A 23,364-nucleotide genomic window follows, 5' to 3' on the forward strand; every position below is an offset into this window, starting at 1 on the left:
TATCAGTCGGGAAGCACATGACGAATAAGGTTGTTCTGATCACTGGTGCGGCCAGAGGCATCGGTCTTGCCACTGCGCATCTGATGATGGACCGTGGCTGGCACGTTGCAATGCTGGACAGGGACGGTGAAGAACTGCTCAGGGTCGGGAGTGACCTCGAGAAAGCGGTCCCTTTCATCTGTGACGTCTCAATTCCGGAAGACGCGGCAACCACACTGCCGCAAATTCTCTCCAGATTTGGACGTCTGGATGCGGTCGTGAACAATGCGGGCGTTGCCGAATTTGGACCAATCGACCAGACGGACTTCGCAGTTTGGCGACGTGTCATGGAGACAAATCTGGATGGCGTTTTTCTCGTGTCTCAAGCGGCTGTGCCAGCTTTAAAGGCGACAAGGGGCGCGATCGTGAACATTGCCTCTATTTCCGGTCTGCGCGCTTCAACGTTGCGCGTTGCCTACGGCACTTCGAAAGCTGCAGTGATACAGCTTACAAAGCAGCAGGCAGCAGAACTCGGAGAACACGGCATACGAGCCAACTGTGTCTGTCCCGGACCTGTGAGAACCAAACTCGCCATGGCGGTTCACAGCCAGGAAATCATCGATGCCTATCATGATGCCATACCGCTGAATCGATATGGCCAGGAGACTGAAATTGCTGAGGTGATTGCGTTCATGTGTTCCGATCAGGCAACGTATGTGACTGGCCAAGTGGTCGCCGCCGATGGTGGGTTCGAAAGCACGGGCGTCGGCCTTCCCGCGCTTCGAGACCAGTAAGCCCTAGCCCTACTTTCGAAACGCCCCTTCCGGGCGATACGTGTCCTAGACAGCATCAAGCCGGTCATTTGTAATGGCAGGGTTTGCCTTTTGCAGGCAAGGCAGAAGAATCGCCTTATTGGCACGCTGTTCCGCGCCGCTTGGAAATTTGTCAGGTTCCGGATTGACCGGTTTGAAGCACTCGATGAACACCGCCTCCTCGATTTGGAGGTCCTTGGCAATCTTTCCAGTCGGCCTGTTGGGGTCCTGGTCAGCAACGGCAGACTGGGAAAACAGCAGAAAGAAAATCACAAGGCTTGATCGCATTTCATTGCTCCCATGATGGCTGATCACCTGTGCGGCAAGCGCGTTTGGACAATGTGACCACTCTATGGGGTTGGAATTTTTCATGTGTGACGATCGTCACACCTGTTTCCAATTTCCCTTTATTTTCAACGAATCTTAGTTGTCTGAAAGGAAATGAGCCGCGATTTGACGCTGGTGCGGGCGTGTTCTGTGCTCAAACAGATAAATGCCTTGCCAGGTGCCCAGAACCATTTGGCCGTTTGTCACCGGAATGGACAAGGAAACAGGCAAGAGCGCCGCCTTGATATGGGCCGGCATGTCATCCGGCCCTTCAAATGTATGAACCAGATAATTCATGGACGGATGATCCGCAGAGGGCACCAGACGCTGCAAATAAGCTTTCAGATCACCTTGCACGTCCGGGTCGGCATTTTCCTGTATCAACAGTGAGCAGGAGGTATGACGCACGAAGAGCGTCAACAACCCTTTTTTGCCACCTTGATCGGAGACCCAACCGGCAACGTTCCGGGTGAACTCGTAGAGACCCTGACCTTCCGTGCGAATAGAAAAAACGGTATGCATTAAGGGCTTTCAGATAGAGAAACGAACGATTTCGAACAGGCTTATGCCATTCGCTTTTTTCTGGCAATCACCCCTTGGACACCAGCTTTCCAGCCAGGCACGAAAACCAAGATACAGTTAGGTGCTTGCAACCGGGACTGGCAACCGCCATCTCAGCTAAGGCCTCTCATCGCCGCCCCCGGCGTCACCGCTTCCGGAAGTCCTTATGTCCAATGCTGCGAAACGAATACTAATTGCCTCGCTTGGTACGCGAGGTGATGTCCAGCCATATGTCGCGCTCGCAAATGCTCTGGTGCAGCAGGGTGCCGAAGTAACGCTTTCCACCGGCGAAGGCTTTGAGGACATGATCGAACAGACGGGAGCAAAGGCTCGTTCCCTGCCGATCAATTATCAGACACTTCTGCAAAGTGAAGAAATTCAAGAGGCACTCTTTTCACTGAAAGGGAAAATCAGAGCGGCAAAGCAGAACCTTGCACTTCAGAAAGAACTGACGAGATGCCTGTGGTCGATAACGCTCGATGAGCAGCCGGACCTGATCCTGTTCAATTTGAAAGCGACTGTCGTGACGCTTGCAGCACGGCGTCTTGGTGTCCCCGCTCTCCCGACTGCGCTCCAACCCGTTACCGCTCCGACAGCAGAATTTCCATTGCCGCTCTTCGGCATTCCCAACCTTGGCGCTTACTTCAATCGCAAAAGCTATCTGGCCGGACGTTTTTTGATGAAGGCCGGACTGGCGTCACTCATAAAACCGATCAAACCGGAAGCAGAAGCAGAATTTGGAATGTCCGGTGCTCTCATGGACGGTCATTGGCCGAGTGGCGGCATGGCGCCTGCGTTGCAAGCCTTTTCCAGAGCGCTGGTGCCGACACCGGAGGACTGGGGCGACGAAAATATTGCCTGCGGCTATTGGCTCACAGAGCCGGACGCAGCCTATCAGCCCCCAGCCGATCTACAGCAATTCCTGAAAGACGGCAAAGCTCCCGTCTATCTGGGCTTCGGTTCAATGCCGAGCCAAGATCCTGAAAAGCTGACGGCAACAGTTCTTGAAAGTCTTGAGAACACAAGACAGCGCGCAGTGCTTGCCACCGGTTGGGGCGGACTTGTGAAAGAGAAACTGTCCTCTGAAATGGCGGACCGTCTTTTCCTGATCGACAAGGCCCCGCATAGCTGGTTGTTTCCGCGGTGTTCAGCTGTTGTCCACCATGGCGGAGCCGGCACCACGCATGAAGCGCTGCGCTGGGGCAAGCCCTCTCTCATTTGCCCGGTCTTTGGCGATCAGCCATTCTGGGGAAGCCGTGTGCACAAGATTGGCGCTGGCCCCGCCCCGTTGCCTCAAAAGAAACTGACGCCGGAACAACTGACGGCTGCCTTGAAAGCCCTTGAAAACCCCAAATATCAAATTGGTGCTGAAAAAGCCGCGGAAACGATGTCGAAGGAACCCGGCTCAGCCGGGACAGCAAAAATGCTGATCGGCATTCTTAAGACCGGCCAGAAAGCGCCTTCATAAAACGGGTCGCACCAGACCGTCACCGGAAACAAACAAAGATCAGCCTAGGCCTCGAGAGCCTTGCCGATTTCAACGTTGGTGACCCAGCCAACAACAGGCTCGGTTGACTTTCCGGTGGCCGTTACAATCACATCCTGACATCCGTCCTTGTTTTCCATATGCATTTTCGCGTCCGCGAGCGTTCCACCCGCCCGCGCAAAGGCTACATACCCCGTGATGAATGTTCCAAAGGTTTCAGGCGCCCGCGACTCGCTGGCAAGGTCGTGCACCTTCTCCAGTTTGTCCGCATTCTTCGGGTCATTCTTGAAGTTCACGGTAACATTCGACGGAAGGTCGATAGCGCGCATTTCGCTCCAAAGACCGCGATGAAGCACACCGACGCAGGCCTTGCCCGGCGTCAGGATGACTACTCTTGAAATCGGCCTGCCACCAGGGAGTTTGTCTTCAAAAGCTTCCGCCAACTTCTGGATCGGAACTTCCTTAAGGTCCCCATTCGGCGCTTCAACTGTCCCAACAATATTTCCGACAGGAATCATGGCTTCCTCGATAGGAACAGCTCGGAGCTTTTGCCCTGACAACTTGACGAGACTCTCTGTCGCCTTGCTGGCCGCTTCGAAGTTCTGCTTGCTGAAGTAATAGGCGAGAACCGTGCCCACCCAGGTTGCGAACAGGGGCAACAAGGCTGCGAATACATACTGACTGTTTTCAACTGCATCACTGTTCGAAGCACCAAAAATACCAACACCCAGTACGACCACAGAGACAAAAATCAACCCGACAATGGAGAATTTGACGATGTCGTCAGCCAGCATTTCTCGAAAACCAGAAGACGCTTCAGAAGCTGGAGCAGGTTTTTCAGCTTCCTTTGGCTTCCGATAAAAGGCGATGTAAGCAAGCACACCGGAAATAAAGACCAGAAAACACAGAATTATAATCAGAATGGCGTTCAAACTAAGCATTACCCCACCCCTTTTGCTATTTTTAAGAAAATAAAAACTTGAAATTACATTGATATATTAAATTGACTTATCGTCAGGGACTACCAACCGATACACACCTCTTGGTTGAAAATGGTTTTTGTCAAACCGAAGCCTGGCGCCGAGCGATGAAGCATTAGGTACACTTGTGTTTCCTATCTCGCCTGACAGGTGAATACCGGCAGTCAATCCCGATACTTTAGGCATCTTGGACGAACACCAATTCTTGCGTTCTCAGGGCCGCTGGAGAAACAGCATTTCAATCGCGCAGCGGGATCTCTCTTTTCTTTTCGACCTTTGCCTGACACAACTATGAATGCCAATTTGATTGAGGAGTCACCAGCCTGTGTTTCCCGCCCGTTATTTCGTTTTCCTTCTGTGCCTTTTTCTGACTCTTGTCAGCTTCATCTTGATCTTTGCCTGGAACGTTCACTTCCTCTGGCCATTTGCCGTCTTCACAGCTCTTTCTGTCACAGGTGTGCTGGATCTCTCGCAGTCCAAGCATTCCGTCCTTCGAAACTATCCGGTGATCGGTCACTTCCGGTTTCTGTTCGAAGCCATCAGGCCGGAGCTTCGGCAATACTTCTTTGAAAGCAACCAGGACGGGCGACCTTTTTCGCGGGAACGTCGGTCGATGGTCTATGACCGGGCCAAGAACATTGAAGATGTGCTGCCCTTCGGCACGGAACTGGATGTCTATGACAACGCGTACGGCTGGGTGAACCATTCAATCAACCCAAAACCCGAAACGCATGACGACCTGAGGGTTACAATCGGTGGACCGGACTGCAAGCAGCCCTATTCGGCATCCCTGTTCAATATTTCCGCCATGAGTTTCGGTTCGTTGTCGGGCAACGCGATTCTGGCTCTGAACAAGGGTGCCAAGGCAGGCAATTTCTATCACGATACTGGCGAGGGCAGCGTCTCGCGCTACCACCGGGAGGGCGGCGGTGATCTGGTCTGGGAACTTGGCAGTGGATATTTTGGCTGCCGGGCGGAAGATGGCACCTTCGATGCGGAGAAGTTCAAGACACAGGCCGCCAACCCTCAAATCAAGATGATCGAGATCAAGATGAGCCAGGGCGCAAAACCTGGCCATGGCGGCGTATTGCCGGGCCCCAAGGTTACGGAAGAAATCGCAGAGGCGCGCGGCATTCCTGTTGGCAAGGAATGCGTTTCGCCGGCCAGCCATTCCGCATTCTCAACGCCGCTCGAACTCTTGGATTTCATCGCCAGACTTCGCGAACTGTCCGGCGGCAAACCGATTGGCTTCAAGCTCTGTGTTGGGCACAGATGGGAATTCATGGCAATCGTCAAGGCTATGTTGAAGACCGGCATAAAGCCTGATTTCATCGTTGTGGACGGGGCGGAAGGCGGAACGGGCGCGGCGCCCGTTGAGTTTGCCAACAGGCTTGGAACACCGCTTCGTCAGGGGCTTTCCTTCGTACACAATTGCCTGGTCGGCACCGGACTGCGCGACGACATCAAACTGGCAGCCAGCGGCAAGCTGATCAGCGCCTATGACATAGCTGGCACAATGGCACTCGGGGCCGATTGGGTGAATTCGGCGCGCGGCTTCATGTTTGCCGTCGGCTGCATTCAATCCCAGAGTTGTCACACCAACCGCTGTCCGACCGGTGTTGCAACCCAGGACCCCAAGCGTCAGCAGGCGCTGGACGTTCCCGATAAATCCCAAAGGGTCGCGAATTTCCATCGCAACACACTCAGGTCCCTGAAAGCCTTCACGGCGGCTTCCGGCTTCGATCACCCAAGCGAATTCGAGCCGGAGCATTTTTACCTGCGCGAAGGCAACCGCGCGATCATGCCTGCAAGCGCCGCACTCACCTGGCTGAAACGGGGAGAACTGCTCGACGAAGCACACAACATTCCCGCCTATTCAACCTATTGGGAAATGGCCGTAGCCGACAGCTTCCACCCAGCCAAATCCCTGGCAACCGCAAAAGCACTGCAGCAACACAAGGTTGGCCACTGAGACAGGTATCCAAATCCCTGTATCTAACCTTGATCAAGGATCGATCTGAACGTTCTCAAAAACGACTTGTTGTCCGTCAATGTTGAGTTGCAATGTCTTGTAGCGGGCAATTCCTGAAGGGGGATCAAAGAACCGGAAACCGACGTTCAATGGTTTGCCTTCCTCAAGAAATGCTACTTTGTGGTGATAATTCTTGCGGTCAGCTCCATTGATCGAGAAGCCCGAGACGCGGTAAGTCGCATTCTGAAATGACGTGACGAAAGACTTGTCTTTTGTAATTATTACGTCACGCCCAATGGGGCCGATATTGGTCAGTTCCAGACTGCAATAGAAATACTTCCCACGCCTCTCACAGTACTGAAGATCAGCAGAAACATTGTTTACAATTTGCTTCGGCCTTTGCGAGTGAGATGGTGGCAGTGTCGGCTGCCGCTCCTCAGGCTTCTTACTGGTCAAGCCCCCTTTTGCCGCAGCACTCCTGAACTCGAATACCTCTCCATCAACATTAAATTCTGCACCTTTCAATCCCTGAATTTTCGTCCGAGGATTGTAAAATCGAAAACGAAGCGTCAGGGGATGAGCTACACTTAGAAAAGCTTGATAGTTATGGTGCAGTTTGTGGCCAACTTTCCCGATCGAAAATGATGTTGCTGGTAAAACCGTATCGTTTTCGTCTCGCAGGAGTGAGTTTTCGTAAGAAACGCTGATACTGCGGCCTGACGGCCCCTGGTTGGTAAGCAACAGGTCACAAAAGAAATAGCTTCGCGCGTCGCCGCATCCCAGAACATTCGCTTCAACATCACCAATCACGACAGGGCCGCCGACAGTGTCGAAAAATGGCCTGAATGTGTAGCTCAGATCGTGTTCAGCGAAATCCCGTCCCTCATCAATTGCAGACGGAGAAATGCCTGGTTCTAAGTCAACCATTATACTGCCGAAAACAAAAGTATTTCCGCCGATATTGAAGTGTAAGGACTGCAGTGCTGGCAAAGTGGATGGAACGCTTTGAAACTGAAATCGGACGTTGAGTGGAACGCCATCGATCAAACTCACCTTTGATCTGTTATATTGTCTGTCGTCTTGCTGCTCGGTCTGAAATGACGAAACTCGATATTTGGCGTTATCAAAACCGACAGCAAAAGTGCCTTTGTTCGAGATGACAACATCTTTCAAGGACTCACCGTCAAGTAGAATCTTTACTTCGCAATTGATGATTTTGGCGGTTTTTGTGCACCTTTGAACGTCCACAATGGTGCTGCCTATCTTGAGGCCTGTGTTACCTGGATCGGATCTTGGTGCGTTGCCAGGATCGGCGACATCCGCGCTGATCGAATTGACTTTTTTGGTGCCGAAGTTTGATAGCCCTTCGCCCTGTTTCGAAGTGGGCGCCCTGCGCGTTTCGATGATTGTACCGTCCGGGCGCACTTTGAACGTTTCAATTTTTTTCGGCTCAATGGACGACCATCTGCCGGTTAACTCTTCATGAGGATTTTGATGTGTTGCCGTCTTGGCAGCCGGTTCAGGCTCAGCTCTGGTAACCACCTGGCTTTCAGACGGCTGATAACTTTGAAACAACTGCTGCTCGAGCGCGGCAATGCGACTTGATAGAAGTTCGGTCTGCTCGCTTAAATTCGAAAGCTTTTGGAAAAACAAGTACATTGCTAAACCAAACAGGGCCAACACCAGTACGGTCGCAAGGATTGCGATTTCCATCGCCTCCCTGCCTTTAGCTCGTTCTCCGGTCCATTTCTCTTCTTGATTCATGCTTTTAACGGAGTTCCAAGAACAAAGGATGCGTATGACAGCATGATCTACAACTCAACAATTTCGATTGTTGAATTTCGGGCACGCCGAAAGGTTCTGAATCTGGAGCATGAAAGCATCCGCACCCGTCGGTCTCTGCATCAGATCGGTTTGAGGAAAAGGTGGCCCGGCAAATACCGGGCCTTTGGTTGTTCAGTCAGTGGATCTTGAAACCGGAAGCGAACCATCTCCACTATCCGCCTTGACCGGATCCGCTGTCACTGCGCCTGATCCGCTCTCGGAGAAGGGCGTATCCTTTACCGCTGCCCTTTCATCGACAACCTCTTTTGGCGCTATCTCCATGTTCGCAGTCAAGCCTGACAGACCTGAGCCGTCCAATCCGACTTCCTTCATCATCGCGTCAAGAAGAGGCGCTTGGGAACGATACTTCAAAGCTGAGGACACCATCTGATCGGCGAGATTTCCGCCGCCGCCATTTCCGTTCGCTCCGCTTGCTGAGCTTCCTGCACCAGCCATTCCGTCAACCTGGATGATCTTGATGCCATCGATTTGCTCAAGCGGCTTGACGCTCTCAGCAATGATCTCGGGCAGCTGCTCAAGCAGTTTCATGCGTATCTGCATGGCAATCTGATCCGGGGACAAAAGGTTTGCAGCCTCATTGATTGCCTGCTGACCGGCCGCTTCTACAGCATAAATGGCCTGTTGAGCGTCCGCACGCAGCTTTTCCGCTTCGGCGAAACCTTGTGCCTCGATACGTGACTTGGCCGCTTCCGCTTCAGCAGCGACACGAATAGCTTCAGCATGGTCGGCAGCTGCCTGCTTCTGAGCTTCAGCGCCGACTGTAATAGCAACGGCGTCCATTTCGGCTGCCTTTCGTGCCTCGATCAGCTCGATCTGCTTGTCACGCTCAGCAACCTCGGTTTCGCGCGCTGTGGAAACCTGTTCCTCGGCACGCGCCGCAATCGCACGGGCCTGGTCAGCTTCTGCCTCGGCTTCCGATTTCTCGCGGGATTTGGCGGCAACCGCAATATCCCGATCCTGCTCCGCAAGTTCGATCAGCTTCTGTTTTTCAACATTTGCCGCTTCAACGGAACGTTCTTTGGAAATTTCACGCTCACGCACCTGTTGGTCCATAGCAATCTGGCGCTCTGTCACGGCCTGATCGGACTCAATGCCAGCATGTCGCACTTTCTGATGTGCAATAATTTTGGCTTCTTCGGCCTCGCGCTCTCTTTCAGCTTGCTGCTTGGCAATTAGGGAAGACTGTTCGGCGCGACGTACTTCCACTTCGCGCTGCTGTTCCAACAGTGCAAACTGATTATCACGTTCAATCTGTAATTTCTCTTGTTGAGCTTCCAGATTCTTCCGCTGAACCTGCACTTCGGTCTCTTGCTCGATGTCATTCCGCTTTTTGCGGCGTTCCTCGATCGCTTGCGTAAGTTTGGTCAGACCTTCCGCATCAAAGGCATTTTCCGGATTGAAATACTCCCTGTTGGTCTGGTCCAACCCTGTCAATGACACTGATTCAAGTTCCAAACCGTTCTTGAGAATGTCTTCGGAAACTGCTGCCTGCACTTTCTGAACAAAGTTGACGCGTTGTTCGTGCAGTTCTTCCATCGCCATCTCTGCAGCCACAGCGCGCAGCGCATCAACAAACTTACCCTCAACAAGTTCGCGCAAAGCCTCCGGTTTCATGGTGCGCTGACCAAGGGTCTGGGCAGCATTTGCGATCGACTCGATGGTTGGCTGAACCCTGACATAGAACTCAGCTAACACGTCCACGCGCATACGGTCCTTGGTGATCAAAGCCTGTTCGTTGGAGCGGCGAACTTCCAGGCGCAACGTATTCATATTGACGGGAATGATGTCGTGCAGAACCGGCAGCACAAGCGTCCCGCCATTCATGACGACACGTTGACCGCCAAAGCCGGTCCTAACAAACGACACTTCTTTGGATGACCGGCGATAGAGCCGAGATATGATCAAACCAATGGCGAGCAGAGCGACAAAACTGATGCCCACAAGAATGACGATGCCAACTATTTGTTCCATAATAAGGCACTCCTTTATTCAACTTCTTTGAAAAATTTCCGCTAACGGCACAGGCTTTCAAACAGCCCCGGAGAGCGTCTCGTTGGTGTTCCTGATTGCCGTGTAGGTGGCTCCGAGCTGGCGAACAATAATGACCTCCGTCCCTTGCTCAAGAACCTCGCCGTCAATGTCCGGCTCCACCTGCAGGTAGTGACTTTGGCCAGTCGCATCCCGCAAGCGTGCCTGCGCAGGCAAGCCACCAATCGCATTTCCCTGAACGATCAGCGCAGGACGGCCAACGAACGTTGCCCGAGAAACCGCATCACTTTCATCCTTGGGCATCACTTTTGAGAGACCCAAGGCAGTGACCCTCGTCAAGGGCAATGCGCCGGCAAATGCGGCAGCAGAGGCTACGATGCCGGGCAAGAGCCACCCAGTTAAAGAATGAACAATCGCTTGGACCAGATATCCCGCGATGCCGAAACCGGTCAGGAAAATCACGAGAATGATCAGAGCCGGTACACGCCCGAAGCAGAGCCATCCAAGGATCCTGCCAAAGAGCCCTGGACCTGCGACTGCGGTTTCCGTTGATGCGCCAACGACTTCCAGATCAGCCGGAAGTGCTCCACCCGACACGTCCGCATCGAATTCCGGCACATCGACATCGGGCAAATCAACCTCGGGGAGCAGGCTATCGACCATGCTCGACAGTCCAAGCCCCATCAGGGTGCCGACACCCTCCGCCATTGCGATTGCAAGCATCAAACCGAGGGCAACCGCGAAGGACGTGTTCTGATCCGCGAGAATGAAATCAATCATGCTTAACTGTCTCTCGCAGAGGCTTTCAAGGCTGCCAGGCGCTCGGAAACCCTGTTTTTACGTGTAAGTTCATCCAGCTCGGCCAGCTTGCCCGCGTTTTCGAGGTCCGTCACTTTGCCCCCTGGCAGACCGGTCGCATTTTTCATCACCCTGTCAAAAGTTTCCTCAGCTTTGCGGGTCTTGCTTTCGACGCTGTTTTTGGAGGCAGCGGCACCCGAAGCCGCGGCATCCGCTGTAGTTTGCTGCATCGACTTGCGATAATTGGCCAGCTCACTATCCATCTCACGCTTACGCGCCTGAAGGGCTTCAACATAACCCTCCAGCTCCTTTTCCTCACGGCTGGCTTCTGAGACGGCAGTTTCCAGAACCGGGATCTGGCTTTCAAGATCCAGCTGGCGCGCAATTGCCGCTTCCGCCAAATCATCACGGCTCTCATTGATCGCAAGTGCTATTTGGCCCTGCAACTCTTCATGACGACTTGTGGTGTCACCCAAACGTGTATTTGCCAAGTGCTTGTTGGCCAAAACGTTTGCCAACTCGTCTCGCACTTGATCGATGGCGCGCTCAACTTCGCGTATAGCTTCTGCCATTACGGTTTCAGGAGAGGCATTTTCAATGGAATCAACAAGTTGATTCACACCACCCGAAACCAGGCGTGTCACCCGTGCAACAAGACCTTCTGACATGATTTGCTCCTTTTCCGCTTCAACTAGAATAAAAGTCGTTACCCGAATTTCAGAAAGACAGCTGCCAAAACTCTGAAATCAAGTGATCAAACATCGCGCGAACGTAAATTGCGCAAAAGCGGCCCTGTCGGCAAAAACCGCCTAATAGTATATCCACTCAGGTTTCGGACTGCCGGCGCTGGTCGAGAATCTTGGCAATTTCCAAAATCGGCGTCAGCCTGTTGTCCATTAGATCCGGGTCGTATGTCCGGCTTGGCGAGGTCAAACCCAAATCGAAGACTTCTTCGATCAAAGAGAACAATTCCGCCGCCAAGTCCGCTTCAAATCGGCGTAACTCGCTTTCGTCTCCGCCCGGCCCAGGCGCAGCCGCAATCAACTCTGCGAGCATTTCAGGCAAGCGCTCGTACAGCTTAAGTACAAGGTCGGACCTGACTCCGGCCGCTCGCTGTAATTGGCGCAACTTTTTTTCACCCGGCCGCACCATTAGTCGGAGCAAATCCTCACAAGATGAAACATCCTGCGCTCCTCGCTCTCGCTCTCGAGCCGTTTTCAGAATTTCACGGAGCTTGTCGCTTGGAGTGCGCGCGCCCTGAACTTCATAACTCGCCAGAAACGCAACATCATCGTCACTTAATCTGACACTGATTGGAATGCTTTTGGGCACGATAGTCACTCGTCAACATTTGGCTTCTTTCGTTTACAAATGTATTCACTTTTTAATTTTTGTCAACAAATTTCAATCAAAAATTAGCGCACATCAGTGAAACCAACCCAAGCGAGCACGCAGGCAATCTGGAATTTTCAGTATTTGGAGATGGTACGAGCATGGCCGATACGATGTCTGGGGACAACAAGTGATGGCAAGCGCTCATGCCCCTTCAAATAGCGCTATAAGTCGCCCCCAAAGGTTAGAAAACATATGAAATTCAACACGTTTCTTTGACAAAGGCGCACCACGTTAGAACAAATGTTCAACCAAAAGGACGACCGGCACCGTATTGCAACATTCCACAATCAAAGGCAGGATTTTTGAGTGCTGTTCCAGTTTCTGCATCAAAAATGTTCTGAGTTGATGGTGGTGTCTTGAGCTTAGATGCTCTTGCTCAAGTCCAAAACAAATTGGCCAGCCTCGTGCGAGCGGATCAGTGCGTGCCGCACCAGGTCGTCGAAATGGCCGGAGAAAAGCTGTACATGGCGGGTGTTGGAGAAAGCGAGATAGCGTTGGCCTAAATAGAGGGCCGCCCATTTCTTGCCGAAGACCGTGAAGGGGGCGGAGAACCGGTCGTTCGCACCAAACAGATGCAGCCGGAGAGACGGATAAAGATCGTCCAGGATCCGTCCCATGGTTTCGAGCTGTTCTTTGCGCGTTTCTGGCGGAAGGCCGGACCAGAGCCCCTCACCCCGTGCAAAACCTTCCAATGCTTCCTTGGAGAGCGCAATTTCCATGTCGGTTTCAGCCCGCCCCAAAAGAGCGCGTTGATCCTTCGTACCTGTGATCGCCTGATCCGCAGTACGCAGCGTTTCACCGGCATATTCATATGCCAGCACGGCTTCGGTCTTTAGAACATCCGGCAAATTGGCCGGGACATGCCGGATTTTCGCACCAACAGCATCCCTATACCATGCAAGCAGATGCTCATCGACGGGATGGCGCTCCGTTTCTGCCACCTGGACGGCCTGATCGAGGATTTCAGCCGCGGCCCCCCGATGGGTGGACAAGCCAAGCAGCCAGTCGGAAGACACGCTCAATGCCGTTGCGATGGCAGCAAGAGCTTGTCCGTTCGGCAATCGCGGCGCGTCTTCGGACAAAAGCTGCGAGACCGTGGAGCGATCAAGTCTGGCTCCGCGCGCAAGATCACTCCGGTTCATGTCCCGGCTGCGCAAAGCGTCGGAAAGCCTTTCGCGAAATAGCTCGGCGCGGTCTCTTTTATCCATAGGGGAGTTTTGTCATTCAGATTTCGAAAAATCAACAGACTTACTTCCTGTAAATCGACCGCTCAGCCACATGGGCATCTGCGGCCCGAAGGGGATTGGGTACGCGCACCCTATCGAAGAACCGGACATGGCTGCTCAAAAGGAACCAAAAGGATGCTGCTAAGCATCTTTCATGCCGTCGCGGAGGCATTCCTCCAAACCGTTCAGCGCCAACGCCTGGCACCCAATGACGCTGGCCAAAACGACCCTTAAAACTTAGGCTGAACTGTGCAAATCCTTAGGGCATACTGAAAATCGTGGGAACGCCGGAGATTTCTATGAAAAGTGGCAAGGCAGTAAATCGCACGACCGACGGTATGGTCGACTACGATGCGAATTCTCGCGCACAGCAAAGCAATGCTCTCGCAAACGCCAGAGTTATCAGTGAACTTGCCCAGCGCGTCTCCTCACATGCTGATGTCCTGAACATGACCGATTTTGGTTGCGGCCCCGGGCAAAGCGCAATTGAAACCGTAAAACCGGCCCTCTCCTGCTGGCACGATTGTGCACCCAACAAGATGGTCTCCGTGTGTCATGCCGACCAGCCTGGCAACGACTGGAACGCACTCATGCATCGGATCTTCGGAGACAACGGGTATGTGCAGGGCACAAACCCGGCGCAGGTCTCAACGTCCGTTGGTTCATTTTATGAGCGCATGCGGCCGGACCGGTCCGTTTCTCTGGCGACGTGTTTCTTTGCAAGCCATTGGCTTCGCAGCCCCGCTTCATTGCGCGCTCCCGACACGGTCTGGTTTGCCGATCTTACTGGCGAGGCCAGAACCAGAATGTGGCAAATCGCCGAACGGGACTGGATCAGATTCCTACGCCTGCGCGCGGAAGAACTGCGTCCGGACGGCTACCTTTTTGTCTCGACCATCGGCGCTGTCTCAGACAAGGGAGAAATCAATGGCACTGCGGCTTCCGGGCGGACGCTTTACAGAGCAATGCAGGAGGTGACTTCCAGCATGACCGAAGATGGTCTGCTGGACCGAAAAGCTTCAGAAACCTTCCTGTTCGGCCTTTGGTTCATGACTGCGGAAGAAGCGCGCAGTCCCTTTGAGATCCATGCCGATCTGAATGAAGCCTATGAAATAGATACAATCGAGGTTGTCCCGGATCGGAACGGTGACATCTTCGCCGATCACGTCGATGAACCGGAACTCTATGCACAGAGCTATGCCGGATATACACGTGCATTTGCAGCCAGCTCCCTGAGGCATCAACTCTTTCGCCCGTCTGAAACGACTAAGCGAACCGCTGAAGCACTGGAGACAGAATTTTTCAAAAGATATGAAGCACTTTACAAAGACAAGGCTTCTGCACTTGCACTCGAGCAATGGCACTTGAATGTTATCTTACGAAGGCGATAAGTCCGACTGTCTTGCGATTTTCAAAAGTTTCGGCGAAGCGACGCACAGGCTCCAGCGGTTCCCGGCACACCTTGATCAGAACCTTGTTCCCTCGCCCGGTGGACTAACGCTGCGCCCTTGATCATTTTTCTTAAGTCGTTCGAACTTGCCGTCGGAAGGTACCAATTCTTTGAGTTTTCCGGATTTGATCTCCATGATTTTGGAGCCGCTTGTTTTGTTGGCTTTCCTGCCCGTAAAGACAACGTCGTCGAACTCGAAAGTACCCCGTCCAAAAGCCGCAAGCGCCAGCTGAATTTCTCGGTACTTCAATCGGTCGAACGGCACGCGCGTGATCTCGATACCATTTCCTCTGAAAACCAGTTCGTTTCCCAAAACCCTATAACTTATGCGGTTTGGTCCACGCCTTTTCAGGGCAGCGTGTGCGCCGCTATAGGCCAAAGTCAGTTTGCCGCGTTCCTTTCGCAGAACGTGGTATTTTCCCTTGCTTGCAACAGCAAATAACCAGTAGTCGCCGTGTCTACCCGTCAGCACCGCAATACCGGCGCCGCCCCTGCCAGAATTATCTGAAATCACCGTGACGGCCATTGCCCTGCCGTACAAGCGGGTTAGACTGTTCGTTCCTTCAAAGCGTGCCCAGTTGATAATGTCATAGTGGGCGGCTTTGGGGCTGGCATCATTGACGAAAACAAGCTTGCCTCCGTCGACTTTTTTCACCCAGGGCCGATCAGTTTGATCAAACTCAATTTGGCCACCCAGCATCAGCTCGGTATCGTCACCGTTGAAGTCTTCTTTGTAAGTGAGTTTGCCCGACGATCTGTCCGAACCTGCCTGAGCCCTGGCAACGCCAACCGCGACAGCACCGGACGCAAGCATCAGAACGATAGTAAGGAAGACACTTTTCCAGACCGGCATCCACCCACTCCAGTTTCGATACAGCAGGTTGTCTATAGGTTGCATCGAGCGGAGAGCGAAGCAGGAACTCTACTTAGAGTTAATTTTACTCACGCCACACCTAAGTCTGCTCTGTTGAATCAAATGCCAGAAACCCGCCGGATTGCCGTTCCCAAAGCGTTGCATATAGCCCGCCGCGGGTCAGCAAATCGCGATGGCTGCCTTCTTCAATGATTTTGCCTTTGTCCATCACAACCAGCCGATCCATTGCAGCAATGGTCGACAGGCGATGGGCAACTGCAAGCGTCGTACGTCCTTCCATCATGCGTGCAAGGTTTTGCTGAATGGCAAGTTCCGCCTCGCTGTCGAGTGCCGAAGTTGCCTCGTCCAAGATCAAGATTGGAGCATCCTTCAAAAGGACCCTTGCAATCGTGATCCTTTGTCGCTGGCCGCCTGAAAGCTTGACGCCGCGATCTCCTACGTGCGCATCAAGCCCTTGCCTGCCTTTGCTGTCTTTCTGATCTTCAATGAAGTTCAGTGCCTCTGCCGCCCGCGCCGCTTGCAGAATTTCGGCGTCCGTTGCCTCAGGCTTGCCATAGCGGATGTTGTCTCGGATAGAGCGGTTCAAAAGCGAGATATCCTGGGTTACGACACCGATCTGACTGCGCAGGGAGACCTGAGTAATGTCCCTCACATCCTGGCCGTCGATGGAAATGCTGCCGGCGGACACGTCGCGCAGTCTCATGAGAAGAGAAATGACCGTTGACTTGCCTGCCCCGGACAAGCCGACCAAGCCAACACGCTCACCAGCGGAAATTCTGAGATCGAAGTCTTCCAGAACCGGTTGACGGTCCTCCTGATAGGCGAAGGAGACCCTATCAAAGTTGATTTCTCCTGTGTCGACACTTAATTCGACCGCGTCGCGTTTGTCCGTTATTTCCGGTCGGCTCGTCATGATCGGCATGGCATCCTTTATGGTGCCAAGCGTGCTTGTAACCGACTGACCGACGCCGATAAAACTCGAAGAAGCAGCTGAGAGTGAACGCGTTACGGTCAGGCCGGCGACAAAGTCTCCGATCGAAACCCAGCCTCCGCTCATACCCCAAAAACCTATGGCGACAACGGCCAGCACCATTAGAACGTTAAGAAAATGGACGCTGCTATCAGTCAGAATGTAGGAACGATTTTCGTTGTGGCGCGTATCGATGGTTTCACCGATCACCTTCCTGATAGCGCCGGCTTCAGAATCTTCAGCCGCAAAAAGTTTCACCATGGCAATGTTGGAGTAAACGTCCGTCATGGCCCCGGTCGCGCGCGAGTTGGCCGCCGCCACTTTGGCGGAGCGCTGCAAATAGGCCGGGATCGCGGCCCAGGCGACCACAATATTGGCACCAATCCAGATCAACACCGGGATAGCCAGCGGCCAGGCCAATGCCAGCAGCAACAGAAATGAACCACCAAACTGGATCGCAAGGAAAGGGATGGTTTCGATTGCCAACATCATCTGCCGATGAACGGACATTGTGACTTGAGCAATCCGCGAAGCGACCTGACCGGCAAAGGTATCTTCAAAAAATGCGAGATCCTGCGCTTCCACCGCCTTGTGGGCCTGCCAGCGCATGGCCGCTGGAAGCAGTATCCGGACCGTTTGAAAGGCGAAAGTCTGCCGCAGCAGAAACACGACCGGATCCACCAGAACAAACAGAACGAAAATGACAGTTAGAAACCTGCCATGTGTTTGCAGGAACGCTTGAGGCCCCTGCCCGGTCACCCCATCCACGACATAGGCAATCGCCCAAATTCCAGCCAGACCCAGCGCAGATGAAATCATGGCCAGAACCGACACAACAACAAGCTGCCACCGGAACATCTTGGCAAAATGCCAGACGAGAAAGAGCGGACCTTTGTCCGGCAAAGGCGCGACGGGAAGCTCCAAAGGCTTGAAATGTGTCTCGAACGGTTGAAAATACCGATCGATCAACCGCGCCAGGACCGGTTTCATGAACGACATTGCCCGACCTCCTTGCAACGCGATGGGGCTTGTTGGTTTTGATGGTCACACAAGACTGGATCTGCCAGGGAAATCTTCTGACACAGACGGCAGAAAACGGTCTCAGGCACGTGCCTCGATGCGGTAGACGCACCGCCTGTCGCCTGAGAGTTGGTGTTCAAGGCGCTCAACGTCAACATCGGGACCAAGCACATCCTGAAACAGCTTCAGTTCCGATCTGCAAAAACCCTGGCAGGCAGTTGCAGCGGCACAGATCGAGCAATGGTTCTCGATAAGCAAAAATCCGTCACCCTCTTGCGCGACATCCGCCATGTAACCTTCCTGCGTGCGCAACTCGGCCAGAACACCCACCTTCTCAGACAAGCTGGACGTTTCGCTCAAGGCTTCCAGATAGGCGATCCGGCTATGCTCCTCGCGATGAGAGATCAGTTTCTCCAGTCCATCGGCACCGTAAAGATCAGTTAGGCCGTTCAGCAGCCCCAGCACCAGATTGGAGTGATTGTCCGGAAATTGCTGATGCCCCTGGGGTGTCAGATCCCACACTCGTTTGGGACGCCCGACCGACCCTTTCAGATCCTCAAAAGCCACCAGATCATCCTGCAACAACCCATCAAGGTGCTGACGAACGGCGACTGATGTCACATTAAGCCCTTCGGCAAGATCGGCCGCTGTTTTGGGTCCGGATGACTTCAGAGCGTTCAGGAGCCGTGTTCTGGTTCTATCTGCCATGGCTGGATATATAGCGCATTTCGCCGATAAAAAAATAGTTCGCTTTTCTTATTAGCGGCGGTTTACCCGCAATCCATCGCTGTCCTGTCTTGCGGTCAAGAGGCGGCGAGCCTGCAAACGAGTACGTGTGTACGTCGCAAGGCCCGGATTTGGAAACAGAAATCACAGAACAATGCAACTCGAACCATCAGGACGCACACTTAAAAGTTGCTTTTCCAATCGCCGCACCGTATTAACGCTTCGTCATCCATGTGATCTTTTGGCGCAAATTGTCAAACGCGTTAAGTAACGCGCTTTTACATCTATAACTTTTCTTTCATCTTCTATCCGATAGAAATAAAGCATGGCAGAGGAGAAGATGAGCAAATTTTCGGCGTTCGTGAGATGGATGATGATCGATCCTCGCCATCCGGAGATCGCGCAGGCTCAATACAATGAGCTGAAGTCGCAAATTCCTTCCCTTTATGCCTTGCTGATGGTCAACGCGATTGCGGTTTCCTACACGCATTACGATGTTGCACCATTCTATCTGACCGTCGGCATTCTTGTTCCGATGCTGATCTTCACGTCGATCAGAATGGTGACGTGGCTGCGTGCGCGCAGAGTGGTTCTGGGGCCGGACCAGGCCATCAAAAAGATGCGCCAGACGGTCATTCTGGGCAGCCTCGTCGCAGTCATCTACATCGCCTGGTCTTTGAGCCTGGACGGATATGGCGGCCCTGCCGAAAGAGGGCATATCGCGCTCTTCATCGCCATCACGGTCATCGGTTGCATATTCTGTTTGATGAACCTGCCGCAGGCAGCTCTCATGGTGATGATTATCGTCACCGTCCCCTACCTCTTTCACTACATCCGCCAGGAACAAGACGTTTACATCGCCATCGCGATGAACATCTTTCTTGTCTGCCTTGTTGTCATTCAGGTTCTGCTCAGCGGTTACAAGGGGTTTTGCAAACTCGTCCGTTCTCAGGCCGCACTGGCTGCCAAGCAAAAGGAAACAGAACGACTGAGCGCTGAAAATGCTCAGCTCGCACAGACCGATGCCCTGACCGGTCTTCCCAACCGACGCTATTTCTTCAACAGGCTCGAAAGCCTGATTTCTGACGTGAAAGGAACCGACGCTGTTTTTGCCGTCGGAGTTGTTGATCTGGACCGGTTCAAGCCCATCAACGACACATATGGTCACAAGCTTGGCGATCAGCTCCTCACCGAGGTCGGGAACCGGCTGAAAAGCCTCGGTATGTCGCAGTTGGACATTTGCCGGCTGGGTGGCGACGAGTTCGGTTTTCTTTACCGGGGCGATCTGGAAGACGCTGCACAGACCGGTCAAACCATCTGCGAACAAATCAGCGAACCCTATCGCATCGGGGATCTGCAACTAACCGTCGGAGCATCTTGCGGAATTGCTTATTATCCGGAAGCCGGCACGAGCGCGCATGTTCTCTTCGACCGGTCGGACTATGCGCTCTACAATTCCAAAACGGCCTCACGCGGTCGAACGACCGTTTATTCAGCTGAACATGAGGCACGCATCCGTTCCGAGCGGGCGATTGAAAACGCTCTGCAAAACGCAGATCTAGCTGAAGAATTTGAGATTTACTTCCAACCGGTCATTTCTCTGCCGGAACGTGAAGTTGTCGGCTTCGAGGCCCTTGCACGCTGGGACAGTCCGGTTTTGAGCCGGGTTCCACCCGATCGTTTCATTCCGATCGCCGAGCGCACCGGCATGATCCATCGGTTGACTGTTCACCTCTTCGAGCGGGCCGTGGAGCAGATCAATGGCTTGCCGGGTTCGCTCAGTCTTTCCTTCAATCTGTCCGCCCACGACGTCACCTCGGCAGAGACGGTTGCTGCGCTCCTGGACATCATTCGCCAGAAAAAGATTGATCCACGCAGGATCATGTTTGAAATCACCGAAACGTCGGTCATTGGCAGCTATGAAGCCGCAGAAACTTGCCTCAAGACGCTGCGAGCTGCCGGGGTAAAACTGGCCCTGGACGATTTCGGAACCGGTTATTCCAGCCTCGGCTATCTGCACAGACTGCCCATAGACTGCGTCAAGATCGATCGCAGTTTCGTTTCCGGCATCGCGGACCCTGTCGCCATTGGCGTCGTCAACTCGATCGTCAATCTTTGCCGCTCAATGGAGATCTTGTGTGTGGTTGAAGGCGTTGAAAAGCCGGACCAACTTGAGGTTCTGGAAGCACTGCAGTGCCATCTGGTCCAGGGTTTTCTGTTCGGCCGCCCGCAACCCTATGAAACAGTTGCAGCCAGTGCCATTGAAGCCGGGACGGTCGACGGCCTCTCCTTGTCGAACGGCTCCATCAGCGGAAAAGTTCTCCATTCGAACGGCTGATCGTTTTTGTTGCTGATGTAGAGCCACTCGCCGTGCTACCAGAAGTCATGACTGGCGGTACGAAACGACAAAAAGACATGCGCAAGGCCTTGCGGCTCTTGTTGCCGCACGTACCGATGCGTGACGCCGAATCCATCCTCACAGCATCACTGGCAGGGCATCTCAGGCACCTGCCGCCTTCCATCGCGCTCTGGCAGGCAACAACGAGTTATGTGCGGCACGAACTGACAGACTACGACACGCTTCTTGACGATGGTTACGACAAGGATGCCGCCAGGTTCTTTGTCGTAGACGACATGAACACAGTCCTGGAAGGCTGGGGTTGCAGAAACCGTGTCTCAGCGGAAGACGACGCTGTTTCTTGAAGACTTTCCTTGCCGAGACAGACGTGCTTGGAGACGAGCTGCCTAGGGACGCCGTGCGACAAGGTCGATTTCAACCAGGGCATCGACCGCCAGGCCCGTAACGCCAACACATGTGCGTCCTGGCAGTTTTCCTTTTTCGAAGAATTTCTCGTAGGTCTCTTTCATGGCCCGATAGTCGCGTTTGAACTCGGTCAGATAAACTCTCATGAAGGTAACGTTTTCCAATCCAAGGCCGAGCCCTGCCAAAACAAGTTTCAGATTTTCCATCACTCGTTCGGTTTGCGCCTCAACACCGTCAGGCAAAGGGGCATCGGGCGCATCGGGTGCCGTCGGCATCTGGCCAGTGACGAAGATCCAACCGTCGATTTCAACGGCATGGGAAAACGGGGCGACCGGTTCGGGAGCCTGATCAATCATATGATGGATGGGCAGCATCGTGTTCTCCGCGTTGTTGAAACTCTTGCACCAGGGTACGGCCCCATAGAATTGGGCATTCAGGAGCGCCGGTAAATCCATTGCTCAGGAATATGCGCCACCACCCCTTCACCCGAACGGGCAACACCGGGTTTTTCGACATAACCCACGAGGCCACGCAATCCCCGCGCTTTTTGTGCGAAAAGGAGATCCAGCCCTTCCCGGTCAGGGTAGTTTTGCGCAATCGTGGCCCCTGCAAAGCGACACGGCAGATTGTCACCGTCGACGCGGACCACAAGGCCACTTTCGAAAACCAACCGAGTGCGCGCCGGGACCCTGGTCAAGTCAGGAATGCCGGAGAGAAGAAAATTTGCTCCGATCCACTCAGGCTTCAGCTCCTCGATCTGCATAAGTGCAGCAATCTTGATGAGCTCCTCGCTGGAAAGAATCGATACCTGCCGTTCGTTGCACATCTGCGTGCCACGTGGATACCAGGGCTCCCGCCCACCGGACAGCCTTGTAAAACCGGCATGTCGGTCGCCGGGGATACCCTCGAAAGTCAGTTCCAGAAAATCGACTGGATCTGTTCGAAAGTCATCCTTGTCGGACGTTCCGAAAATACCTTCGATACGCCCGGAGACTTTAAATTTTGGCGTAGTCTCGAAGGTGTCGGGAAGGAGCGAAAGCTGGTCACTCATGAAGGCCTCCTGATGGCGATTTCGGCCAATCTAGGTGCGGAAGTCTCCCTGAACCAGCAAATCTAATTGATGGATTGATCAAGAATGCCGATTGATGCGTCCCGCCAAAAGCCGGTTGCACGATGGCGCTATCCGACAATGCCTTCCGTGTCCTGGGACACGGAAGGCAGTCTTTCAACTATTGAAGCTTCACAGTGCAGACCATTTGCGTGTGCTGCGAATTGATCCAGCAATTCGACGGCAGCGGTCCTGTCGGGATCGGATAGTAGTAATAGGCAGGCTGCTTGTTGGCATTGGCGATCGCAGCTCCCGTTGCCACACCAGCAGCATAGGCTCCTGGATGATAATAGGGTCCATACGGCGGATATGGCGGGTAATACGGGTGATGGGGCGGGTAGTAGGGATGATAAGGATGGTGCCATGCGCGGCATCGTGGATCCTGGGGCGAGTGATAGCAGTAAGGACCGTAGGGCTCAAACCCTACACTTCCCGGGGCGGCTGCTGTCGCGCCATGACGCTGCGCGCGATGCGGTCTTGAACTGCGGTCAATGAACAGCGCAACACCTTCAGCGCTTTCCGGTAGCTCACCACGCAACAGCGTGACACCATAAACCATGGTTGAGCCTTCGGTTTTAGCCGACGTCAGCTCGACAAGTGCCGGTGCCTTGTCGGTCTTGCTAAGGATACTGACCACCGCGTTTGGCGGGTCGCCTTCGAAGCCGTCAGCAGATGTCCAGAAATCCGCAAACTGTGCGTTGGTAATCTGGCCGCCAACGCGATAGGGACGGTCGCTGAAATAGAGCACACCAGTGTTGGCATTCGACAAGGTCAACGTGCTGCCGTCAAACGTCATATCTCCGGCTTGCTGCACAAAATCATATGTCGGCGGCGGTGTTGGATCCGCATTAACTGGTTGGGCGTCCTGGGCCATTGCCTGGCCGGACATCATGATACCGGCAAGACCGGCTGCAATCATGAAATCACGCGCTGAATGAAGTGTCGTCATTATCCATACCTCCTCCGGGTGTTACCCGATCTTCAGCTTTTTACACGGGTTGCGAATTTCAATTGTGATATGGAACACACTGTGCCGCGCCAAATGCAGCTGGATGAAGGCCACAGGGTGAAATCTTGGTAAC

At 53.5% G+C, this 23,364-nt stretch carries 21 protein-coding genes; 6 read left to right on the plus strand and 15 right to left on the minus strand.

Annotated elements, in window-relative coordinates:
* Nucleotides 1-17 precede the first annotated feature (17 nt).
* Complete coding sequence (locus tag Q0835_RS02975) at nucleotides 18-773, plus strand: SDR family NAD(P)-dependent oxidoreductase (RefSeq protein WP_298958282.1); 756 nt, start codon at nucleotides 18-20, stop codon at nucleotides 771-773.
* Nucleotides 774-818: 45 nt separating this feature from the next.
* On the opposite strand, the gene Q0835_RS02980 is transcribed toward Q0835_RS02975, so the two are convergent.
* Both Q0835_RS02980 and Q0835_RS02985 read right to left on the minus strand, forming a co-directional pair.
* Nucleotides 819-1,079 carry a hypothetical protein gene (locus Q0835_RS02980; protein ID WP_298958284.1) on the minus strand — a complete coding sequence of 87 codons (261 nt, stop codon included), beginning with the start codon at nucleotides 1,077-1,079 and terminating at the stop codon, nucleotides 819-821.
* A gap of 135 nt (nucleotides 1,080-1,214) precedes the next feature.
* Nucleotides 1,215-1,640 carry a secondary thiamine-phosphate synthase enzyme YjbQ gene (locus tag Q0835_RS02985; RefSeq protein WP_298815915.1) on the minus strand — a complete coding sequence of 142 codons (426 nt, stop codon included), beginning with the start codon at nucleotides 1,638-1,640 and terminating at the stop codon, nucleotides 1,215-1,217.
* Nucleotides 1,641-1,845: 205 nt separating this feature from the next.
* Between Q0835_RS02985 and Q0835_RS02990 the strand changes: the two genes are divergently transcribed.
* Nucleotides 1,846-3,147 carry a glycosyltransferase gene (locus Q0835_RS02990; protein ID WP_298958286.1) on the plus strand — a complete coding sequence of 434 codons (1,302 nt, stop codon included), beginning with the start codon at nucleotides 1,846-1,848 and terminating at the stop codon, nucleotides 3,145-3,147.
* Between the two features lie 44 nt (nucleotides 3,148-3,191).
* Here the strand turns inward: Q0835_RS02990 and Q0835_RS02995 are convergent, their stop codons facing one another.
* Nucleotides 3,192-4,106, minus strand: a complete 915-nt coding sequence (locus tag Q0835_RS02995) for a hypothetical protein (protein ID WP_298958288.1) — start codon at nucleotides 4,104-4,106, stop codon at nucleotides 3,192-3,194.
* A gap of 364 nt (nucleotides 4,107-4,470) precedes the next feature.
* Here Q0835_RS02995 and Q0835_RS03000 point away from each other — a divergent pair, with 364 nt between their 5' ends.
* Nucleotides 4,471-6,117 carry an FMN-binding glutamate synthase family protein gene (locus tag Q0835_RS03000; protein ID WP_298815909.1) on the plus strand — a complete coding sequence of 549 codons (1,647 nt, stop codon included), beginning with the start codon at nucleotides 4,471-4,473 and terminating at the stop codon, nucleotides 6,115-6,117.
* 33 nt (nucleotides 6,118-6,150) lie between these two features.
* On the opposite strand, the gene Q0835_RS03005 is transcribed toward Q0835_RS03000, so the two are convergent.
* The 6 genes from Q0835_RS03005 to Q0835_RS03030 all read right to left on the minus strand — a co-directional run bounded on the left by Q0835_RS03005 (nucleotide 6,151) and on the right by Q0835_RS03030 (nucleotide 13,352).
* A complete protein-coding gene (locus tag Q0835_RS03005; RefSeq protein WP_298958289.1) occupies nucleotides 6,151-7,881 on the minus strand; it encodes a hypothetical protein in 1,731 nt (576 codons plus the stop codon).
* 192 nt (nucleotides 7,882-8,073) lie between these two features.
* On the minus strand, nucleotides 8,074-9,933 hold the full coding sequence (locus tag Q0835_RS03010) for a flotillin domain-containing protein (protein WP_298815906.1): 1,860 nt from the start codon (nucleotides 9,931-9,933) through the stop codon (nucleotides 8,074-8,076).
* Between the two features lie 57 nt (nucleotides 9,934-9,990).
* Nucleotides 9,991-10,731, minus strand: coding sequence for a YqiJ family protein (locus tag Q0835_RS03015; RefSeq protein WP_298958290.1), 741 nt, complete (start codon nucleotides 10,729-10,731; stop codon nucleotides 9,991-9,993).
* Nucleotides 10,732-10,733: 2 nt separating this feature from the next.
* On the minus strand, nucleotides 10,734-11,417 hold the full coding sequence (locus tag Q0835_RS03020; protein ID WP_298815901.1) for a PspA/IM30 family protein: 684 nt from the start codon (nucleotides 11,415-11,417) through the stop codon (nucleotides 10,734-10,736).
* 157 nt (nucleotides 11,418-11,574) lie between these two features.
* Nucleotides 11,575-12,081: a hypothetical protein gene (locus Q0835_RS03025; protein ID WP_298815899.1), complete on the minus strand. Its 507-nt coding sequence runs from the start codon at nucleotides 12,079-12,081 to the stop codon at nucleotides 11,575-11,577.
* Nucleotides 12,082-12,506: 425 nt separating this feature from the next.
* Nucleotides 12,507-13,352 carry a helix-turn-helix domain-containing protein gene (locus Q0835_RS03030; RefSeq protein ID WP_298958291.1) on the minus strand — a complete coding sequence of 282 codons (846 nt, stop codon included), beginning with the start codon at nucleotides 13,350-13,352 and terminating at the stop codon, nucleotides 12,507-12,509.
* 317 nt (nucleotides 13,353-13,669) lie between these two features.
* On the opposite strand from Q0835_RS03030, the gene Q0835_RS03035 reads away from it, so the two are divergent.
* Nucleotides 13,670-14,761: a hypothetical protein gene (locus Q0835_RS03035; RefSeq protein WP_298958292.1), complete on the plus strand. Its 1,092-nt coding sequence runs from the start codon at nucleotides 13,670-13,672 to the stop codon at nucleotides 14,759-14,761.
* A 75-nt stretch (nucleotides 14,762-14,836) separates the two neighbouring features.
* On the opposite strand, the gene Q0835_RS03040 is transcribed toward Q0835_RS03035, so the two are convergent.
* From Q0835_RS03040 to Q0835_RS03050, 3 genes are all read right to left on the minus strand, one after another.
* The gene (locus tag Q0835_RS03040) at nucleotides 14,837-15,673 is read right to left on the minus strand and encodes a hypothetical protein (RefSeq protein WP_298958295.1); all 837 of its coding nucleotides are present in this window, start codon (nucleotides 15,671-15,673) and stop codon (nucleotides 14,837-14,839) included.
* A 100-nt stretch (nucleotides 15,674-15,773) separates the two neighbouring features.
* Nucleotides 15,774-17,663 carry an ABC transporter ATP-binding protein gene (locus Q0835_RS03045; RefSeq protein WP_298958297.1) on the minus strand — a complete coding sequence of 630 codons (1,890 nt, stop codon included), beginning with the start codon at nucleotides 17,661-17,663 and terminating at the stop codon, nucleotides 15,774-15,776.
* Between the two features lie 102 nt (nucleotides 17,664-17,765).
* Nucleotides 17,766-18,392, minus strand: coding sequence for a metalloregulator ArsR/SmtB family transcription factor (locus Q0835_RS03050; RefSeq protein ID WP_298958299.1), 627 nt, complete (start codon nucleotides 18,390-18,392; stop codon nucleotides 17,766-17,768).
* A 358-nt stretch (nucleotides 18,393-18,750) separates the two neighbouring features.
* Here Q0835_RS03050 and Q0835_RS03055 point away from each other — a divergent pair, with 358 nt between their 5' ends.
* Both Q0835_RS03055 and Q0835_RS03060 read left to right on the plus strand, forming a co-directional pair.
* On the plus strand, nucleotides 18,751-20,748 hold the full coding sequence (locus Q0835_RS03055; RefSeq protein ID WP_298815887.1) for an EAL domain-containing protein: 1,998 nt from the start codon (nucleotides 18,751-18,753) through the stop codon (nucleotides 20,746-20,748).
* Between the two features lie 47 nt (nucleotides 20,749-20,795).
* Entirely contained in the window at nucleotides 20,796-21,113 is a 318-nt protein-coding gene (locus tag Q0835_RS03060) for a DUF2293 domain-containing protein (protein WP_298958301.1), read from the plus strand.
* A 42-nt stretch (nucleotides 21,114-21,155) separates the two neighbouring features.
* On the opposite strand, the gene Q0835_RS03065 is transcribed toward Q0835_RS03060, so the two are convergent.
* The 3 genes from Q0835_RS03065 to Q0835_RS03075 form a co-directional block, all read right to left on the minus strand.
* Nucleotides 21,156-21,548, minus strand: coding sequence for a RidA family protein (locus Q0835_RS03065; RefSeq protein WP_298958303.1), 393 nt, complete (start codon nucleotides 21,546-21,548; stop codon nucleotides 21,156-21,158).
* Nucleotides 21,549-21,607: 59 nt separating this feature from the next.
* Nucleotides 21,608-22,225: a molybdenum cofactor sulfurase gene (locus tag Q0835_RS03070; protein WP_298958305.1), complete on the minus strand. Its 618-nt coding sequence runs from the start codon at nucleotides 22,223-22,225 to the stop codon at nucleotides 21,608-21,610.
* A gap of 178 nt (nucleotides 22,226-22,403) precedes the next feature.
* The gene (locus Q0835_RS03075; RefSeq protein WP_298815881.1) at nucleotides 22,404-23,231 is read right to left on the minus strand and encodes a hypothetical protein; all 828 of its coding nucleotides are present in this window, start codon (nucleotides 23,229-23,231) and stop codon (nucleotides 22,404-22,406) included.
* Nucleotides 23,232-23,364: the final 133 nt, after the last annotated feature.

This window comes from uncultured Roseibium sp. (assembly GCF_947499295.1).
Taxonomy (GTDB): Bacteria; Pseudomonadota; Alphaproteobacteria; order Rhizobiales; family Stappiaceae; genus Roseibium.

What these genes read in the sequence shown, in the direction of transcription:
- Q0835_RS03030 (WP_298958291.1), bottom strand. Translation starts at nt 13,352, where the DNA reads ATGGATAAAAGAGACCGCGCCGAGCTATTTCGCGAAAGGCTTTCCGAC.
- Q0835_RS02995 (WP_298958288.1), bottom strand. Translation starts at nt 4,106, where the DNA reads ATGCTTAGTTTGAACGCCATTCTGATTATAATTCTGTGTTTTCTGGTC.
- Q0835_RS03005 (WP_298958289.1), bottom strand. Translation starts at nt 7,881, where the DNA reads ATGAATCAAGAAGAGAAATGGACCGGAGAACGAGCTAAAGGCAGGGAG.
- Q0835_RS02990 (WP_298958286.1), top strand. Translation starts at nt 1,846, where the DNA reads ATGTCCAATGCTGCGAAACGAATACTAATTGCCTCGCTTGGTACGCGA.
- Q0835_RS02975 (WP_298958282.1), top strand. Translation starts at nt 18, where the DNA reads ATGACGAATAAGGTTGTTCTGATCACTGGTGCGGCCAGAGGCATCGGT.
- Q0835_RS03040 (WP_298958295.1), bottom strand. Translation starts at nt 15,673, where the DNA reads ATGCCGGTCTGGAAAAGTGTCTTCCTTACTATCGTTCTGATGCTTGCG.
- Q0835_RS03035 (WP_298958292.1), top strand. Translation starts at nt 13,670, where the DNA reads ATGAAAAGTGGCAAGGCAGTAAATCGCACGACCGACGGTATGGTCGAC.
- Q0835_RS03075 (WP_298815881.1), bottom strand. Translation starts at nt 23,231, where the DNA reads ATGACGACACTTCATTCAGCGCGTGATTTCATGATTGCAGCCGGTCTT.
- Q0835_RS02980 (WP_298958284.1), bottom strand. Translation starts at nt 1,079, where the DNA reads ATGCGATCAAGCCTTGTGATTTTCTTTCTGCTGTTTTCCCAGTCTGCC.
- Q0835_RS03055 (WP_298815887.1), top strand. Translation starts at nt 18,751, where the DNA reads ATGAGCAAATTTTCGGCGTTCGTGAGATGGATGATGATCGATCCTCGC.
- Q0835_RS03070 (WP_298958305.1), bottom strand. Translation starts at nt 22,225, where the DNA reads ATGAGTGACCAGCTTTCGCTCCTTCCCGACACCTTCGAGACTACGCCA.
- Q0835_RS03015 (WP_298958290.1), bottom strand. Translation starts at nt 10,731, where the DNA reads ATGATTGATTTCATTCTCGCGGATCAGAACACGTCCTTCGCGGTTGCC.
- Q0835_RS03045 (WP_298958297.1), bottom strand. Translation starts at nt 17,663, where the DNA reads ATGTCGTTCATGAAACCGGTCCTGGCGCGGTTGATCGATCGGTATTTT.
- Q0835_RS03060 (WP_298958301.1), top strand. Translation starts at nt 20,796, where the DNA reads ATGACTGGCGGTACGAAACGACAAAAAGACATGCGCAAGGCCTTGCGG.
- Q0835_RS03010 (WP_298815906.1), bottom strand. Translation starts at nt 9,933, where the DNA reads ATGGAACAAATAGTTGGCATCGTCATTCTTGTGGGCATCAGTTTTGTC.
- Q0835_RS03050 (WP_298958299.1), bottom strand. Translation starts at nt 18,392, where the DNA reads ATGGCAGATAGAACCAGAACACGGCTCCTGAACGCTCTGAAGTCATCC.
- Q0835_RS03020 (WP_298815901.1), bottom strand. Translation starts at nt 11,417, where the DNA reads ATGTCAGAAGGTCTTGTTGCACGGGTGACACGCCTGGTTTCGGGTGGT.
- Q0835_RS03065 (WP_298958303.1), bottom strand. Translation starts at nt 21,548, where the DNA reads ATGCTGCCCATCCATCATATGATTGATCAGGCTCCCGAACCGGTCGCC.
- Q0835_RS02985 (WP_298815915.1), bottom strand. Translation starts at nt 1,640, where the DNA reads ATGCATACCGTTTTTTCTATTCGCACGGAAGGTCAGGGTCTCTACGAG.